This window comes from Microbacterium sp. Root61 (assembly GCF_001427525.1).
In the GTDB taxonomy this organism is placed as follows: Bacteria; Actinomycetota; Actinomycetes; order Actinomycetales; family Microbacteriaceae; genus Microbacterium.
The window spans coordinates 3,303,029-3,317,041 of record NZ_LMGU01000001.1 but is presented as its reverse complement, the minus strand read 5'-3'; the positions used below and the strand labels follow the sequence as shown (position 1 = coordinate 3,317,041).

23 protein-coding genes are annotated in these 14,013 nt (G+C 65.2%); all 23 read right to left on the bottom strand.

Annotation, left to right across the window (positions count from 1 at the left end):
• Position 1 precedes the first annotated feature (1 nt).
• The 23 genes from ASD65_RS15470 to ASD65_RS19345 all read right to left on the bottom strand — a co-directional run bounded on the left by ASD65_RS15470 (position 2) and on the right by ASD65_RS19345 (position 13,875).
• On the bottom strand, positions 2 to 616 hold the full coding sequence (locus tag ASD65_RS15470) for an adenylate kinase (protein WP_056223996.1): 615 nt from the start codon (positions 614 to 616) through the stop codon (positions 2 to 4).
• Complete coding sequence (gene secY / locus ASD65_RS15465; RefSeq protein ID WP_056223994.1) at positions 613 to 1,935, bottom strand: preprotein translocase subunit SecY; 1,323 nt, start codon at positions 1,933 to 1,935, stop codon at positions 613 to 615. Before secY ends, ASD65_RS15470 begins: the two co-directional genes overlap by 4 nt.
• Before the next feature lie 99 nt (positions 1,936 to 2,034).
• Complete coding sequence (gene rplO / locus ASD65_RS15460; protein WP_082561814.1) at positions 2,035 to 2,670, bottom strand: 50S ribosomal protein L15; 636 nt, start codon at positions 2,668 to 2,670, stop codon at positions 2,035 to 2,037.
• The gene (rpmD, locus tag ASD65_RS15455) at positions 2,670 to 2,855 is read right to left on the bottom strand and encodes a 50S ribosomal protein L30 (protein WP_056223992.1); all 186 of its coding nucleotides are present in this window, start codon (positions 2,853 to 2,855) and stop codon (positions 2,670 to 2,672) included. The genes rplO and rpmD overlap by 1 nt, the downstream gene beginning before the upstream one ends.
• Positions 2,855 to 3,562 (bottom strand): 30S ribosomal protein S5, encoded by a 708-nt coding sequence (gene rpsE / locus ASD65_RS15450; protein ID WP_056223990.1) that lies wholly within the window; start codon positions 3,560 to 3,562, stop codon positions 2,855 to 2,857. Before rpsE ends, rpmD begins: the two co-directional genes overlap by 1 nt.
• Entirely contained in the window at positions 3,559 to 3,918 is a 360-nt protein-coding gene (gene rplR / locus ASD65_RS15445) for a 50S ribosomal protein L18 (RefSeq protein WP_056223988.1), read from the bottom strand. Before rplR ends, rpsE begins: the two co-directional genes overlap by 4 nt.
• 2 nt (positions 3,919 to 3,920) lie before the next feature.
• Positions 3,921 to 4,457, bottom strand: a complete 537-nt coding sequence (gene rplF / locus ASD65_RS15440) for a 50S ribosomal protein L6 (RefSeq protein WP_056223986.1) — start codon at positions 4,455 to 4,457, stop codon at positions 3,921 to 3,923.
• A 6-nt stretch (positions 4,458 to 4,463) separates the two neighbouring features.
• A complete protein-coding gene (rpsH, locus tag ASD65_RS15435; RefSeq protein WP_056223984.1) occupies positions 4,464 to 4,862 on the bottom strand; it encodes a 30S ribosomal protein S8 in 399 nt (132 codons plus the stop codon).
• A 121-nt stretch (positions 4,863 to 4,983) separates the two neighbouring features.
• Entirely contained in the window at positions 4,984 to 5,577 is a 594-nt protein-coding gene (gene rplE / locus ASD65_RS15430) for a 50S ribosomal protein L5 (RefSeq protein ID WP_056223982.1), read from the bottom strand.
• Positions 5,577 to 5,936, bottom strand: coding sequence for a 50S ribosomal protein L24 (rplX, locus tag ASD65_RS15425; RefSeq protein WP_056223980.1), 360 nt, complete (start codon positions 5,934 to 5,936; stop codon positions 5,577 to 5,579). Before rplX ends, rplE begins: the two co-directional genes overlap by 1 nt.
• 2 nt (positions 5,937 to 5,938) lie before the next feature.
• The gene (gene rplN, locus ASD65_RS15420) at positions 5,939 to 6,307 is read right to left on the bottom strand and encodes a 50S ribosomal protein L14 (protein WP_056223978.1); all 369 of its coding nucleotides are present in this window, start codon (positions 6,305 to 6,307) and stop codon (positions 5,939 to 5,941) included.
• 34 nt (positions 6,308 to 6,341) lie between these two features.
• Entirely contained in the window at positions 6,342 to 6,722 is a 381-nt protein-coding gene (gene rpsQ, locus ASD65_RS15415) for a 30S ribosomal protein S17 (RefSeq protein ID WP_235566735.1), read from the bottom strand.
• Positions 6,722 to 7,036 (bottom strand): 50S ribosomal protein L29, encoded by a 315-nt coding sequence (gene rpmC, locus ASD65_RS19350; RefSeq protein WP_056223977.1) that lies wholly within the window; start codon positions 7,034 to 7,036, stop codon positions 6,722 to 6,724. The genes rpsQ and rpmC overlap by 1 nt, the downstream gene beginning before the upstream one ends.
• Positions 7,036 to 7,455 carry a 50S ribosomal protein L16 gene (gene rplP, locus ASD65_RS15405; protein ID WP_056223975.1) on the bottom strand — a complete coding sequence of 140 codons (420 nt, stop codon included), beginning with the start codon at positions 7,453 to 7,455 and terminating at the stop codon, positions 7,036 to 7,038. The genes rpmC and rplP overlap by 1 nt, the downstream gene beginning before the upstream one ends.
• Positions 7,455 to 8,216 (bottom strand): 30S ribosomal protein S3, encoded by a 762-nt coding sequence (gene rpsC / locus ASD65_RS15400; protein WP_056223973.1) that lies wholly within the window; start codon positions 8,214 to 8,216, stop codon positions 7,455 to 7,457. Before rpsC ends, rplP begins: the two co-directional genes overlap by 1 nt.
• Complete coding sequence (gene rplV, locus ASD65_RS15395; RefSeq protein ID WP_056223971.1) at positions 8,216 to 8,611, bottom strand: 50S ribosomal protein L22; 396 nt, start codon at positions 8,609 to 8,611, stop codon at positions 8,216 to 8,218. Before rplV ends, rpsC begins: the two co-directional genes overlap by 1 nt.
• A 25-nt stretch (positions 8,612 to 8,636) precedes the next feature.
• Positions 8,637 to 8,918: a 30S ribosomal protein S19 gene (rpsS, locus tag ASD65_RS15390; RefSeq protein WP_056223969.1), complete on the bottom strand. Its 282-nt coding sequence runs from the start codon at positions 8,916 to 8,918 to the stop codon at positions 8,637 to 8,639.
• Between the two features lie 12 nt (positions 8,919 to 8,930).
• Positions 8,931 to 9,770 (bottom strand): 50S ribosomal protein L2, encoded by an 840-nt coding sequence (gene rplB / locus ASD65_RS15385; RefSeq protein ID WP_056223967.1) that lies wholly within the window; start codon positions 9,768 to 9,770, stop codon positions 8,931 to 8,933.
• Between the two features lie 25 nt (positions 9,771 to 9,795).
• Positions 9,796 to 10,095 (bottom strand): 50S ribosomal protein L23, encoded by a 300-nt coding sequence (rplW, locus tag ASD65_RS15380; protein ID WP_056223966.1) that lies wholly within the window; start codon positions 10,093 to 10,095, stop codon positions 9,796 to 9,798.
• Positions 10,092 to 10,757, bottom strand: a complete 666-nt coding sequence (rplD, locus tag ASD65_RS15375; protein WP_056223964.1) for a 50S ribosomal protein L4 — start codon at positions 10,755 to 10,757, stop codon at positions 10,092 to 10,094. Before rplD ends, rplW begins: the two co-directional genes overlap by 4 nt.
• A 4-nt stretch (positions 10,758 to 10,761) precedes the next feature.
• Positions 10,762 to 11,421, bottom strand: a complete 660-nt coding sequence (gene rplC / locus ASD65_RS15370; RefSeq protein ID WP_056223962.1) for a 50S ribosomal protein L3 — start codon at positions 11,419 to 11,421, stop codon at positions 10,762 to 10,764.
• Positions 11,422 to 11,429: 8 nt separating this feature from the next.
• Positions 11,430 to 11,738, bottom strand: coding sequence for a 30S ribosomal protein S10 (gene rpsJ, locus ASD65_RS15365; protein ID WP_013584016.1), 309 nt, complete (start codon positions 11,736 to 11,738; stop codon positions 11,430 to 11,432).
• 547 nt (positions 11,739 to 12,285) lie between these two features.
• The gene (locus ASD65_RS19345) at positions 12,286 to 13,875 is read right to left on the bottom strand and encodes an LPXTG cell wall anchor domain-containing protein (protein WP_235566796.1); all 1,590 of its coding nucleotides are present in this window, start codon (positions 13,873 to 13,875) and stop codon (positions 12,286 to 12,288) included.
• Positions 13,876 to 14,013: the final 138 nt, after the last annotated feature.

Here is a 14,013-nt window from a genome sequence, read left to right as displayed (position 1 = left end):
GTCAGGCGGCGGCCGTGCGGATCAGTCCGCGGGCTTCGAGCGCCGCGACGATCCGGTCGGTGATCTCGTCCAACGAGCCGACACCGTCGATCGTGTCGACGATGCCCCGCTCGCCGTAGACGCCGAGGATCGGAGCGGTCTCGCGCTCGTAGATGCCCAGGCGGTTGGCGATGACCTCTTCGGTGTCGTCCGTGCGGCCCTGCTCCTGAGCACGCAGGGACAGGCGCGCGATGCTCTCCTCGCGGGGAACGCGCAGCTCGATCACGGCGTCCAGGCTCTCGTCACGGCCACGCAGGAAGTCGTCGAGGTCGGAGACCTGACCGAGGTTGCGCGGATAGCCGTCCAGCAGGAAGCCGTCCGCGGCATCCGCCTGCGACAGGCGGTCGCGCACGATCTCGCTGGTCAGCTCGTCGGGCACCAGGTCGCCGGCCTCGATGATGGCCTGCACCTTCTGCCCGAGCGGCGTACCGGCGGCGACGTTCGCGCGGAACACATCGCCGGTCGAGACGACCGGGATGTGGAACGCGGCGGCGATGCGGACGCCCTGGGTTCCCTTGCCGGAGCCCTGGGGGCCGACGATCAGGAAACGTGCGGAGGAGTTGACGGAGTCGGTCATCGGAGAAGTCCCTCATAGTGACGCTGCTGCAGCTGGGCATCGATCTGCTTGACCGTCTCGAGACCCACACCGACGATGATCAGGATCGACGCGCCACCGAACGGGAAGTTCTGGTTGGCGCCGACCGTGGCCAGGGCGATGAGAGGCAGCAGAGCGATCAGACCGAGGTAGATGGATCCCGGCAGCGTGATGCGCGTCAGAACGTAGTCGAGGTACTCCGCGGTGGGACGACCGGCACGGATGCCGGGGATGAACCCGCCGTACTTCTTCATGTTGTCGGCGACCTCGACAGGGTTGAACGTGATCGCGACGTAGAAGTAGGTGAACCCGACGATGAGCAGGAAGTACAGCAGCATGTAGAGCGGGTGATCGCCCTTGGTCAGGTAGTTCGTGATCCACACGACCCACCCGGGTGCCGTCTCCCCCGCCTGCGGCTGGTTGAACTGCGCGATGAGCGCGGGGATGTACAGCAGCGACGAGGCGAAGATGACGGGCACGACGCCGGCCATGTTGACCTTGATCGGGATGTACGTGTTGGTGCCGCCGTAGGTGCGACGACCGACCATCCGCTTCGCGTACTGCACCGGGATGCGCCGCTGGGACTGCTCGACGTAGACCACGAGCGCGACCACGACGATACCGACGGCCAGGACCAGCAGGAACGTCTCGAAGCCCTTGGCCTGCGCGATCGCCCACATCGATGCGGGGAAGGCCGCGGCGATGGAGGTGAAGATGAGGATCGACATGCCGTTGCCGATGCCGCGCTCGGTGACCAGCTCGGCGAACCACATGATGAGGCCGGTACCGGCGGTCATCGTGATGATCATCAGGAGCTGAGCCCACCACACGTCATTGGTGAGGAGCTGCTCGCACTCGGGGATGCCTGTGGCGCCGAAGAGCTGGCCGCTGCGGGCCACGGTCACGAGGGTGGTCGACTGCAGCAGTGCAAGTGCGATCGTGAGGTAGCGGGTGTACTGCGTCAGCTTCGACTGACCCGCCTGACCCTCTTTGTAGAGGGTCTCGAAGTGTGGGATGACCACGCGCAGGAGCTGCACGATGATCGTCGCGGTGATGTACGGCATGACGCCCAGCGCGAAGATCGACAGCTGAAGGAGCGCGCCGCCTGAGAACAGGTTGACCAGCGACAGCAGACCTTCCGCCCCGGAGCTCTGCGCAAGGCAGGACTGCACGTTGGGGAAGTCTACGAACGGCGAGGGCACATGAGCGCCGAGCCGGTAAATGGCGATGATCGCCAGCGTGAATGCGATCTTCCGACGAAGGTCGGGAGTGCGGAAGACCCGCGCGATAGCGCTGAACAAGAGGTTGCCTCCAGAGGGGATGCCGGAACGCCCGTGGCGAGCCGGTATCCAGGGTAACCCAGGAGGGACCGGAGCAAGCGCCCCGGCCCCTCCTGTGCACTACTTGACGGTGCCGCCTGCGGCGACGATCTTCTGCTCGGCAGAACCCGAGACCTTGTCGACGGACACGGTGAGCTTCACCGCGATGTCGCCGGTGCCCAGCACCTTGACCTTCTCGTTCTTGCGAACGGCGCCCTTGGCCACGAGGTCGGTGATGGTGACATCGCCGCCCTTCGGGTAGAGCTCAGCCAGCTTGTCGAGGTTGACGACCTGGTACTCGACGCGGAACGGGTTCTTGAACCCGCGCAGCTTCGGGGTGCGCATGTGCAGCGGCATCTGCCCACCCTCGAACCCGGCCTTGACCTGGTAACGGGCCTTCTGGCCCTTGGTGCCACGACCCGCGGTCTTACCCTTGGAACCCTCACCGCGACCCACGCGGGTCTTTGCGGTGTTGGATCCGGGGACCGGACGCAGGTGGTGCACCTTCAGCACGCCGGGACGGGCTGCCGGGGCATCCGCCTTCGGCTTCGCGGCAGCCTTGGGAGCAGCCTTCTTCGCAGGGGCCTTCTCCGCCTTGTCGGCAGCCTTCGCCGGGGCAGCCTTGGGGGCCTTCTCGGCAGCAGCCTTCTTGGGGGCAGCAGCCTTCACGTTCGCCTCTGCCTTGACGGCTTCGGTCTTCTCAGCCTTCTCGGCCATTAGTCGATCTCCTCAACGTTCACGAGGTGGGCGACGGTCTTGACGTACCCGCGGTTCTGCGCGTCGTCGGGACGGACGACGGAGTCGCCGATCCGCTTGAGACCGAGGCTGCGCAGCGTGTCACGCTGGTTCTGCTTTTCGCTCACCTTGGACTTGATCTGCGTCACCTTCAGACGCTGAGCCATCAGGCACCTACCTTCTGCGCCGCTGCGGCCTTGGCCTCGTTGCGGATGATGATCGCCGGAACGACCGCGTCGTAGTCGAGGCCACGACGTGCGGCGACCGCACGCGGTTCCTCGAGCTGCTTGAGCGCGGCGACGGTCGCGTGCACGATGTTGATCGTGTTCGACGAACCGAGCGACTTCGAGAGCACATCGTGGATGCCGGCGCACTCGAGCACTGCACGCACCGGGCCACCGGCGATAACACCGGTACCAGCTGCTGCGGGACGCAGGAGCACCACACCGGCGGCTGCCTCACCCTGCACCGGGTGCGGGATGGTGGAGCCGACGCGGGGCACGCGGAAGAAGTTGCGCTTGGCCTCTTCGACACCCTTGGAGATGGCGAGGGGGACTTCGCGCGCCTTGCCGTAGCCGACGCCGACGACGCCGTTTCCGTCACCGACGACGACGAGAGCGGTGAAGCTGAAGCGACGACCACCCTTGACGACCTTCGACACACGGTTGATCGTGACGACGCGCTCCAGGAACTGGCTCTTGTCGGCATCACGGCCACCGCGGTCACGCTGGTTCTGGTTGCGCTCACGACCACCGCGACGCGGCTCGCGCTCGCGCTCGGTCGTCGCCTCGGCAGGCGCGGTGGCCTCGGCCGGCGCGACCTGCTCGGCGGACTGCTCGGTGGCGGTCACTTCGTTCTCCTTGTTCTCACTCACAGGTTCAGACCTCCCTCACGGGCGCCGTCCGCAATAGCGGCGACGCGGCCCGCGTAGCGGTTGCCTCCGCGGTCGAACACGGCGTCGGAGACGCCGGCGGCCTTGGCGCGCTCGGCGACGAGCTCGCCGACCTTGCGGGCCTTGGCGGTCTTGTCACCATCGAACGCACGCAGATCGGCCTCGAGGGTCGACGCCGAAGCCACGGTGTGGCCCTGGGCGTCGTCCACGAGCTGCACGAAGACGTGACGCGATGAACGGTTCACGACGAGGCGAGGACGCTCCGCCGTACCGACGACCTTCTTGCGAAGACGGGTGTGACGACGCGAACGCGCGACTGACTTTGATGTCACAGCCATGGTTACTTACCAGCCTTTCCGGCCTTGCGCCGAACAACTTCGCCGGCGTAACGCACACCCTTGCCCTTGTACGGCTCGGGCTTGCGGATCTTGCGGATGTTGGCAGCCGCCTCGCCGACGGCCTGCTTGTCAATGCCACTCACGGTGAGCTTGTTGTTGCCCTCGACCGTGAACGTGATCCCGACAGGCGGGTCGACCAGAACGGGGTGCGAGAAGCCGAGGGCGAACTCGACGGAGCCGCCCTTCTGCGCGACACGGTAACCCGTGCCGACGACCTCGAGGCCCTTGGTGTAGCCCTGCGTCACACCGATGATGTTGTTGCTGATCAGGGTGCGGGTCAGGCCGTGAAGCGAACGCGACTCGCGCTCGTCATCGGGACGGGAGACCAGGATCTGGTTCTCCTCGACCTTGACCTCGATGGGGCGCGCCACGGTGAGCGAGAGCTCGCCCTTGGGGCCCTTGACTGCGACATCCTGGCCGTTGACCGTGATGGTCACGTCCGCGGGGATGTCGATGGGAAGACGTCCGATACGCGACATATCAGGTCACCACACGTAGGCGATGACTTCCCCGCCCACGCCCTTCTGCTCGGCCTGACGGTCAGTAAGCAGACCGGAGGAGGTGGACAGGATGGCGACGCCGAGGCCACCGAGAACGGTGGGGATCTCGGTCGACTTCGCGTACACGCGAAGACCGGGCTTGGAGACGCGCTTGATGCCGACGATCGACCGCTCGCGGTTCGGGCCGTACTTCAGCGTGAGGGAGAGGGTCTGGCCGACGCGTGCGTCTTCGACGATCCACTCGGCGATGTAACCCTCCTTCTTGAGGATCTCGGCGATGTTCGTCTTGAGCTTCGAGCTCGGCATCGACACGGAGTCGTGGTGCGCCGAGTTCGCGTTGCGCAGACGGGTCAGCATGTCTGCGACCGGGTCTGTCATTGTCATGTGTTGTGTTCCTTTGTTCACCAGGTTTCGGCGACCGTTACACGGAAGACGACCTGTGGTGGTGGTCCTTCACCCCGGCCCGCACCGTGAGGTGCGAGCCGAGGACGAAGCGGGGGTGAAACTATGCCTGGATCTCGTCGTCCGGGCGGAGCGGGAAGCCCAGGAGGCGCAGCAGCGCCCGACCCTCGGCATCCGTCTTCGCCGAGGTGACGACCGTGATGTCGAAGCCGCGCACGCGGTCGATCTTGTCCTGATCGATCTCGTGGAACACCGACTGCTCCTGCAGGCCGAAGGTGTAGTTTCCGTTGCCGTCGAACTGCTTGGGCGACAGGCCGCGGAAGTCACGGATGCGGGGAAGCGCCAGCGACACGAGACGGTCGATGAACTCCCATGCGCGGTCGCCACGGAGGGTGACGTGCGCACCGATGGCCTGGCCCTCGCGCAGCTTGAACTGTGCGATGGACTTGCGGGCCTTCGTGACGATCGGCTTCTGGCCGGTGATCTTGGTGAGGTCGTCGACCGCACCATCGATCACCTTGCTGTCGCGAGCTGCCTCACCGACACCGGTGTTCACCACGACCTTGACCAGGCCGGGAATCTGGTTGACGTTCGTGTAACCGAACTCTTCCTGCAGCTGCTTCTTGATCTCGGCGTTGTACTTCTGCTTCAGGCGCGGCTGGATCTTGCCAGCCGGCGCAGCAGTGATGCTGCTCATCAGAGGTCCTTACCTGACTTCTTCGCGTAGCGCACGCGGACCGTGCGCTTGACGCCATCCTTCGTCTGCTCCTCGACACGGTGGCCGACACGGGTCGGCTTCTTGGTCGAGGGGTCGACGAGAGCGACGTTGGAGATGTGGATGGGGGCTTCGAAGGTCTCGATGCCACCCGTCTTGGTGCCGCGCTGGGTCTGACCGACGCGGTTGTGCTTGGTGACGTAGTTCACGCCCTCGACGATGACGCGGTTCTGCTCGGACAGGATCTCGAGGACCTTGCCCTGCTTGCCGCGGTCGCCGCCACGCTCGGGCTTGGCGCCCGAGATGACCTGAACGAGGTCACCCTTCTTGATCTTCGCCATGACTAAATGACCTCCGGGGCGAGCGAGACGATCTTCATGAACTTCTTGTCACGAAGCTCACGACCGACCGGTCCGAAGATACGGGTGCCGCGGGGCTCCCCGTCGTTCTTCAGGATGACGGCGGCGTTCTCGTCGAACTTGATGTACGAGCCGTCGGGACGGCGCGTCTCCTTCTTGGTGCGGACGATGACGGCCTTGACCACATCGCCCTTCTTGACGTTGCCGCCCGGGATGGCGTCCTTGACCGTCGCGACGATGATGTCACCGAGGCCGGCATACCGACGGTGCGAGCCACCGAGCACACGAATGGTGAGCAGCTCCTTGGCGCCGGTGTTGTCGGCGACCTTGAGCCGGGATTCCTGCTGAATCACTGTTTACTCCTTGGGTCCCAAGTAGCCCGAGGGCTTACTTGGCCTTCTCGAGGATCTCGACCAGGCGCCAGCGCTTGGTGGCGCTCAGCGGACGGGTCTCGTTGATGAGGACGAGGTCGCCGATGCCGGCGCTGTTGGACTCGTCGTGCGCCTTGACCTTCGAGGTGCGACGGATGACCTTGCCGTAGAGGGGGTGCTTAACGCGGTCCTCGACCTCGACAACGATCGTCTTGTCCATCTTGTCGCTCACGACGTAGCCGCGACGCGACTTGCGGTAGCCACGGGCGCTGGCGTCACGGACGTCGCGCTCGGAGCTCTCGTGGCCCTTGACCTGGTCCACGACGGCCTCGGCCGCAGCAACCTTCTTGGCGGGCGCCTTCTTGGCGGGCGCCTTCTTCTCGGTCGTCTCAGCCATTACTCGGCCTCTTCCTTCACGGCCTCGTCAGCGGCATCCGCCTTCTTGGCCTTCGTCTTCTTCGCCTTCGTCGTGGCTTCCACGGGAGCGGGCGTGGCACGAATGCCGAGCTCGCGCTCACGGATCACGGTGTAGAGCCGCGCGATGTCGCGCTTGACCGCACGGATGCGACCGTGGCTCTCGAGCTGGCCGGTGGCCGACTGGAAGCGCAGGTTGAACAGCTCTTCCTTGGCCTTGCGCAGCTCCTCGACGAGGCGCTGGTCTTCGAACGTATCGAGCTCGCTTGGTGCGAGCTGCTTGGTGCCGATCGCCATTACGCGTCGCCCTCCTCGCGCTTGATGATGCGTGCCTTCAGGGGCAGCTTGTGGATGGCACGGGTGAGTGCCTCGCGAGCGAGTTCCTCGCTGACGCCGGCGACCTCGAAGAGGACGCGACCCGGCTTGACGTTCGCAACCCACCACTCCGGTGAACCCTTACCGGAACCCATGCGGGTTTCGGCGGGCTTCTTGGTGAGCGGACGGTCGGGGTAGATGTTGATCCACACCTTTCCGCCACGCTTGATGTGACGCGTCATGGCGATACGAGCGGACTCGATCTGACGGTTGGTCACATATGCCGGAGTCAGCGCCTGGATGCCGTACTCACCGAACGACACCTTGGTGCCACCGGTGGCCTGGCCCGAGCGACCCGGGTGGTGCTGCTTGCGGTACTTGACCTTACGGGGAATAAGCATCAGGCAGACGCTCCTTCTGCGACGGGGGCCTCGTTGCGGGGGCCACGTCGACGGTCGCCGCCACGGTCGTCACGACCACGGGGAGCCTTCGGTGCGTTGGCCTGCTCGCGTGCGAGTTCCTTGTTGGTGAGGTCGCCCTTGTAGATCCAGACCTTCACGCCGATGCGGCCGAAGGTGGTCTTCGCCTCGTAGAAGCCGTAGTCGATGTTCGCGCGCAGCGTGTGCAGCGGCACACGACCCTCGCGGTAGAACTCCGAACGGCTCATCTCGGCGCCGCCGAGGCGGCCGGAGACCTGGATGCGAACGCCCTTGGCGCCGGCACGCTGTGCGCCCTGCAGACCCTTGCGCATCGCGCGGCGGAAGGCCACACGTGCGGTGAGCTGCTCGGCGACACCCTGTGCCACCAGCTGAGCGTCAGCCTCGGGGTTCTTGACCTCGAGGATGTTCAGCTGGATCTGCTTGCCGGTGAGCTTCTCGAGGTCGGTGCGGATGCGCTCGGCCTCGGCGCCGCGGCGGCCGATCACGATGCCCGGGCGGGCAGTGTGGATGTCGACGCGAACGCGGTCACGCGTGCGCTCGATCTCGATGTTGCTGACGCCCGCGCGGTCGAGGTTCGACTGCAGGAGCTTGCGGATCTTGATGTCCTCGGCGACGTAGTCGGCGTAACGCTGGCCCGGCTTCGTCGAATCCGAGAACCACCGAGACACGTGGTCCGTGGTGATGCCGAGGCGGAAGCCGTACGGGTTTACCTTCTGTCCCATTACTTGCTCGCCTTCTTCTGGGCGGCCGGAGCCGCGTCAGCGACCTCAGGCGTGGAAAGCACGACCGTGATGTGGCTCGTGCGCTTCTTGATCTGGAACGCGCGGCCCTGTGCACGGGGGCGGAAACGCTTCAGCGTCGTGCCCTCGTCCACGTAGGCGTTGGTGATGTACAGATCCTGGTCATCCAGGTACTCGTTCGCTGCGTCGGACTTGACGCGAGCGTTCGCCATAGCGGATGCGACCAGCTTGTAGATCGGCTCACTTGCGCTCTGCGGCGCGAACTTCAGGATCGCCAAGGCCTCCTGGGCCTGCTTCCCCTTGATCAGCGCGACGACACGACGAGCCTTCTGAGGGGTCACGCGGATGTGTCGCACGCGTGCGATGGACTCCACCATTTCTCTCTCCTCTGCTGCCACCGCGCTAGCGGCGGCGGCCCTTCTTGTCGTCCTTCACATGGCCGCGGAAGGTGCGGGTGGGCGCGAATTCGCCCAGTTTGTGGCCGACCATGGTCTCGGACACAAACACAGGGATGTGCTTGCGACCGTCGTGCACCGCGATCGTGTGACCCAGCATCGCCGGGATGATCATGGAGCGGCGCGACCACGTCTTGATGACGTTCTTGCTACCCGCTTCGTTCTGGACGACAACCTTGCGAAGCAGGTGCTCGTCGACGAAGGGGCCCTTCTTAAGACTGCGTGGCATCTTCCTCTACTCCTACTTGCGCTTCTTGCCGGCGTTGCGACGACGGACGATGTACTTGTCGCTTTCCTTGTTGGCGTGACGCGTGCGGCCTTCTTTCTGGCCCCACGGGCTCACCGGGTGACGTCCACCGGACGTCTTACCCTCGCCACCACCGTGCGGGTGGTCGACCGGGTTCATGGCGACACCACGGACGGTCGGGCGAACGCCCTTCCACCGCATGCGGCCGGCCTTACCCCAGTTGATGTTCGACTGCTCGGCGTTGCCGACCTCGCCGATGGTCGCGCGGCAGCGCGCATCGACGTTGCGGATCTCGCCCGAGGGCAGACGCAGCTGAGCGTAGATGCCGTCCTTGGCGACCAGACGCACGGATGCGCCGGCCGAACGGGCCATCTTCGCTCCGCCACCGGGACGCAGCTCGATCGCGTGGATCACGGTACCGGTGGGGATGTTGCGCAGCGGCAGGTTGTTGCCGGGCTTGATGTCGGCGCCGGCGCCGGACTCGATCACGTCACCCTGCGACAGCTTCGCCGGAGCGATGATGTAACGCTTCTCGCCATCTGCATAGTGCAGAAGGGCGATGCGGGCGGTGCGGTTCGGGTCGTACTCGATGTGAGCGACCCGAGCGTCGATGCCGTCCTTGTCATGGCGACGGAAGTCGATGACGCGGTACTGACGCTTGTGTCCACCACCGATGTGACGGGTCGTGATGCGACCCTGGTTGTTGCGACCACCGGTCTTGCTGAGCGGGCGGAGGAGCGACTTCTCGGGCGTCGATCGGGTGATCTCAGCGAAGTCGGCCACCGACGAGCCGCGGCGACCCGGGGTCGTGGGCTTGTACTTGCGAATAGCCATTGTCTCTAGTCCTCTATCCCGACCGTCAGCCGACTGCCGTGAAGATGTCGATGGTGCCCGACTTCAGCGTGACGATGGCGCGCTTGGTGTCCTTGCGCTTTCCGGTGCCGAAGCGGGTGCGGCGGGCCTTGCCGACGCGATTGATCGTGTTGACCGCGGCCACCTTGACACCGAAGATCTTCTCGATGGCGAGCTTGATCTCGGTCTTGGTCGCGCGGGGGTCCACGAGGAACGTGTACTTGCCCTCGTCGATGAGCCCGTAGCTCTTCTCGGAGACGACCGGCTTCAGGATGATGTCGCGCGGGTCCTTGTTGATGGTGGTCATGCCGAGACCTCCTGGGTGGCGACGGCCTTGGAAGCGACGAATGCCTCGTAGGCGGCCTTGGTGAAGACGATGTCGTCAGAGACGAGCACGTCGTAGGCGTTGAGCTGGTCGAACGTGAGGACGTGCACGTACGCGAGGTTGCGCACGCTCTTCACGGTGACCTCGTCGCCACGCTCGATGACGACCAGGATGCGCTTCAGCGTCGGCGCAAGCTGGGTCAGGACCGCAGCAGCAGCCTTGGTCGAGGGCGAGCCCTCGATGCCGAAGGAGTCGACGACGTGCAGGCGAGCGCCACGAGCACGATCGCTGAGCGCGCCCAGCAGGGCGGCGGCGATCATCTTCTTGGGCGTGCGCTGCGAGTAGTCGCGCGGCTTCGGGCCGTGGACGATGCCACCACCGGTCATGTGCGGCGCGCGGATCGAGCCCTGACGGGCGTTACCCGTGCCCTTCTGCTTGAAGGGCTTGCGGCCGGCACCGGAGACCTCACCGCGACGCTTGGTCGAGTGGGTGCCCTGGCGAGCCGCCGCGCGCTGCGCGACGACGACCTGGTGGATCAGCGGAATGTTCGTCTTGACGTCGAAGATCGCGGCGGGCAGCTCCACTGAGCCTGCCTTCTTGCCGTTTGCGCTTCGGACGTCGAGCGCGAGAGTCGAGTCGGCCATCGGACTAGGCCCCCTTCACTGCGTTGCGGACGTAGACCATGCGGCCACGCGCACCGGGGACGGCGCCCTTGACGAGCATCAGGCCCTTCTCGGCGTCGATCGCGTGCACGGTCAGGTTGAGAACGGTCACGCGCTCGCCGCCCATACGGCCGGCCATGCGCATGCCCTTGAAGACGCGGCTCGGAGTCGACGAAGCGCCGATCGAGCCCGGCTTGCGGTGGTTGCGGTGTGCACCGTGCGAAGCGGAGACACCCTTGAAGTTGTGACGCTTCATGACACCGGCGAAGCCCTTGCCCTTGCTGGTGCCGACGACGTCGACCAGCTGGCCGGCCTCGAAGACGCCATCCACCGTGAGCTCCTGACCGAGCGAGTACTCGGCGGCGTCCGCGGTGCGGACCTCGGTGAGGTGACGACGCGGGGTCACGCCTGCGGCCTCGAAGTGGGCCGTCTGCGGCTTGTTGACCTTACGCGGGTCAATCTGGCCGTAGGCGATCTGCACAGCGTTGTAGCCGTCCTTCTCGGGGGTGCGAACCTGGGTGACCACGTTCGGAGCAACCTCGATGACGGTGACGGGAATGAGCTTGCCCTGCTCGTTCCACACCTGGGTCATGCCGAGCTTGGTGCCCAGCAGTCCCTTGGAAATCTTGGAGTTGATGTCAGCCATGTCGAACCTCAGAGCTTGATCTCGATGTTGACATCGGCCGGAAGGTCGAGACGCATCAGCGAGTCGACAGCCTTGGGCGTCGGGTCGATGATGTCGATCAGACGCTTGTGGGTGCGCATCTCGAAGTGCTCGCGGCTGTCCTTGTACTTGTGCGGCGACCGGATGACGCACACGACGTTCTTCTCGGTCGGAAGGGGCACGGGGCCCACAACGGTCGCGCCAGCACGGGTCACGGTGTCGACGATCTTGCGCGCCGACGAATCGAGTCCGGCGTGGTCGTACGACTTCAGGCGAATGCGGATCTTCTGTCCCGCCATTGTCTGCTCTCTCTCTTTACGCGTCTTACGTTCCCGGGTTCCGGGCCGCATTGGACGCACGGGGGCGTGGGAGGGGTCATCCCTCGCCCGTTGGCACTTCGCTCATCGCGTTTCCGCGATGCATGCTGCACCACTGTTCTGCTGTCAAACCGGATGCCTCGGCCTCCGGCTCCGCATTCCCCCGCACGCAAGCGTGCTCCCGGCGAGCCGGTGAAGGATGTGGATGTGTGTTCTGCTGCCTGCGGCCTAGGACCCTGCGCTGTCGCGCCGCCTATGCACTGCCCTGGCAGTGATCCGGCGCACGCATAGCGGCCCCGGAGTGTGGAACCTCACTAGTCTACGTGCAGCCCGGGCGTGTCGCAAACCCGGGCGTGTCGCAGAACGCGAAGTTGGGCACCTTCACAGACATGGCAGCCCTCGGAGACCATTCTGCACGGCTCCGGGACGGAGAAGGCCCCTCGTTCGCTGGGAACGAGGGGCCTTCTCCACACCAGGCGATGCGAGCGGGGAAGGGCGGACGTTGGGGGCTGTCCACCCTTCCTCACAGTCACAGCTGGGGTTTGGGATCCCCACGACGGCGACGGATCATGAAGACCGTCATCGTCCCACCCAGCAGAGCCAGGAACCCGAGCAGGATCAGCGGAGTCAATGCGGAGCCACCCGTGGCCGGCAGGCCCGAGAGCAGCACAACCGCGTCATCCGCATCCCGACCGGTATCGGTCGGGTCGCCGAACGTGTAGTAGTCCACTACGCCCACATTGGTGATCACACTCGCCTTGGATGAGGCGTTCACCGTCGCCGACAACGTGATCGTCGGAGCAGCCGAGGCACCGAGGCCGGAACCGGCCGGCTGCAACGGACCGAACAACTCACACGTGAGCGTTCCGCCATACCCCGCCCCGTTCTGGCCCGACACCGCGCAGGTCGACCAGTTCGGGAACACGTTCGCGTCGCCCTTACCCGTCCACGACACATCCGTGATCTTCAGATCAGCGGGAATCGTGTCCGTCACGACCACACCATCAGCGGCCGAGTCATCGCTGACATTCGCCGCAGCCAACGTGTACGTGAACGACTTGCCAGGATCGGTCTTCTCCACACTCGCGGTCTTCTCGATCTGCACCTCGGTGTGGCGAGCCACGAAGCACTCCGGCGTCGCGTCGGGGTACTCCACCGTGAACGTCATCGACGGGTTCACCGAGAGCACCACAGTGGTCGTGTTCCGCCACGCGTAGTCCAACTCGCTCGGATCGAAGATGAGACCGTTGAAGATCATCTCCTCCTCATCGGCCGGCGTCATCACATCGGTCGTGCCCGGGATGTAGTACCCGCCACCGGGCGCATAGTCCGCGGCAGTGAGCCCCCGCCATCCCGGGTAGTCGATCGAGATCCCCGACGGGGTGAACGCCGTGCCCACCCACGCGAACTCATCCGAAACAGTCGCCGTCCCACCCGGGTACTGCTTCTCGACGTTGGCCGGGGCCGTGCCCGACTGCGGGAAGTTCGGCGTCCAGGTGAAGTCGACGGGCAGCGCAGCCAGGTTCGGGGTCTTAGCGACAACGAAACCGATCAGCGGAGCATCCCCGACACAGCGCGTGTAAACGATCGCCGCGATGTCCTTCGTCTCGACCGTGACACTGTCGCAGTCGTTGCTCGGGTCGCTGTCGACGTCCGCATCGACACACGCCTGGTTCACCAGCGTGCTCTGCGGCAGCGCTGGCGTCGGCACCGGATCGCCCTCGTTCAGGTTCGGGATCTCCGGCACAGGCACCGGATTCACCTTCACCGTCAGCACGATCTCGGCCGTCGCACCCACCCCGAAGCTGGCCGGGCCGGTCAAGTCGACCGTGTTGCCCTCGCCCACGAAGAGTGGGAGGTGGTCGTTCGACCATCCGGGAGCATTCGCAAAGTCGATGCCGGTGACGGTGAGGCGTCCCGGGACAGGGTCGCTCACCTTCACGTTGGTCGCTGCGCGCGTGCCGTGGTTGGTCACGGTGAGCACGTACTTGAACGTGCCATCCGACTCCACCGGCCCGTCGACACCCTGGGTCGTCTTCACGATCCCGACGTCGTCGAAGTGCACGTTCTGGCACGCGTCATCGTCGTTGACGTAGTTGCCGGAGGTGACGGTCGCCATGTTCCAGACTGCGATGCCGCTTACCTCTCCTTCACCGCACGGCTTGGCCGTGGCGGCAGCCTCGGTCACGCGAATTTGCGCTGTGACGGTGAAGACGTGCTGCGTGACGTCGTCGACCTCCGGGTCGAGTGTCGACGT

What these genes read in the sequence shown, in the direction of transcription:
- rplW (WP_056223966.1), bottom strand. Translation starts at nt 10,095, where the DNA reads ATGACCACCATCAACAAGGACCCGCGCGACATCATCCTGAAGCCGGTC.
- rplV (WP_056223971.1), bottom strand. Translation starts at nt 8,611, where the DNA reads ATGGTGGAGTCCATCGCACGCGTGCGACACATCCGCGTGACCCCTCAG.
- rpsQ (WP_235566735.1), bottom strand. Translation starts at nt 6,722, where the DNA reads ATGGCTGAGACGACCGAGAAGAAGGCGCCCGCCAAGAAGGCGCCCGCC.
- rpsC (WP_056223973.1), bottom strand. Translation starts at nt 8,216, where the DNA reads ATGGGACAGAAGGTAAACCCGTACGGCTTCCGCCTCGGCATCACCACG.
- rpsS (WP_056223969.1), bottom strand. Translation starts at nt 8,918, where the DNA reads ATGCCACGCAGTCTTAAGAAGGGCCCCTTCGTCGACGAGCACCTGCTT.
- ASD65_RS19345 (WP_235566796.1), bottom strand. Translation starts at nt 13,875, where the DNA reads ATGGCGACCGTCACCTCCGGCAACTACGTCAACGACGATGACGCGTGC.
- rplB (WP_056223967.1), bottom strand. Translation starts at nt 9,770, where the DNA reads ATGGCTATTCGCAAGTACAAGCCCACGACCCCGGGTCGCCGCGGCTCG.
- rplR (WP_056223988.1), bottom strand. Translation starts at nt 3,918, where the DNA reads ATGGCTGTGACATCAAAGTCAGTCGCGCGTTCGCGTCGTCACACCCGT.
- rplX (WP_056223980.1), bottom strand. Translation starts at nt 5,936, where the DNA reads ATGGCGAAGATCAAGAAGGGTGACCTCGTTCAGGTCATCTCGGGCGCC.
- rpsJ (WP_013584016.1), bottom strand. Translation starts at nt 11,738, where the DNA reads ATGGCGGGACAGAAGATCCGCATTCGCCTGAAGTCGTACGACCACGCC.
- rplE (WP_056223982.1), bottom strand. Translation starts at nt 5,577, where the DNA reads ATGAGCAGCATCACTGCTGCGCCGGCTGGCAAGATCCAGCCGCGCCTG.
- rplC (WP_056223962.1), bottom strand. Translation starts at nt 11,421, where the DNA reads ATGGCTGACATCAACTCCAAGATTTCCAAGGGACTGCTGGGCACCAAG.
- rpmC (WP_056223977.1), bottom strand. Translation starts at nt 7,036, where the DNA reads ATGGCGATCGGCACCAAGCAGCTCGCACCAAGCGAGCTCGATACGTTC.
- rplO (WP_082561814.1), bottom strand. Translation starts at nt 2,670, where the DNA reads ATGGCCGAGAAGGCTGAGAAGACCGAAGCCGTCAAGGCAGAGGCGAAC.
- rpmD (WP_056223992.1), bottom strand. Translation starts at nt 2,855, where the DNA reads ATGGCTCAGCGTCTGAAGGTGACGCAGATCAAGTCCAAGGTGAGCGAA.
- rpsH (WP_056223984.1), bottom strand. Translation starts at nt 4,862, where the DNA reads ATGACAATGACAGACCCGGTCGCAGACATGCTGACCCGTCTGCGCAAC.
- rplF (WP_056223986.1), bottom strand. Translation starts at nt 4,457, where the DNA reads ATGTCGCGTATCGGACGTCTTCCCATCGACATCCCCGCGGACGTGACC.
- ASD65_RS15470 (WP_056223996.1), bottom strand. Translation starts at nt 616, where the DNA reads ATGACCGACTCCGTCAACTCCTCCGCACGTTTCCTGATCGTCGGCCCC.
- rplP (WP_056223975.1), bottom strand. Translation starts at nt 7,455, where the DNA reads ATGCTTATTCCCCGTAAGGTCAAGTACCGCAAGCAGCACCACCCGGGT.
- rplD (WP_056223964.1), bottom strand. Translation starts at nt 10,757, where the DNA reads ATGGCCGACTCGACTCTCGCGCTCGACGTCCGAAGCGCAAACGGCAAG.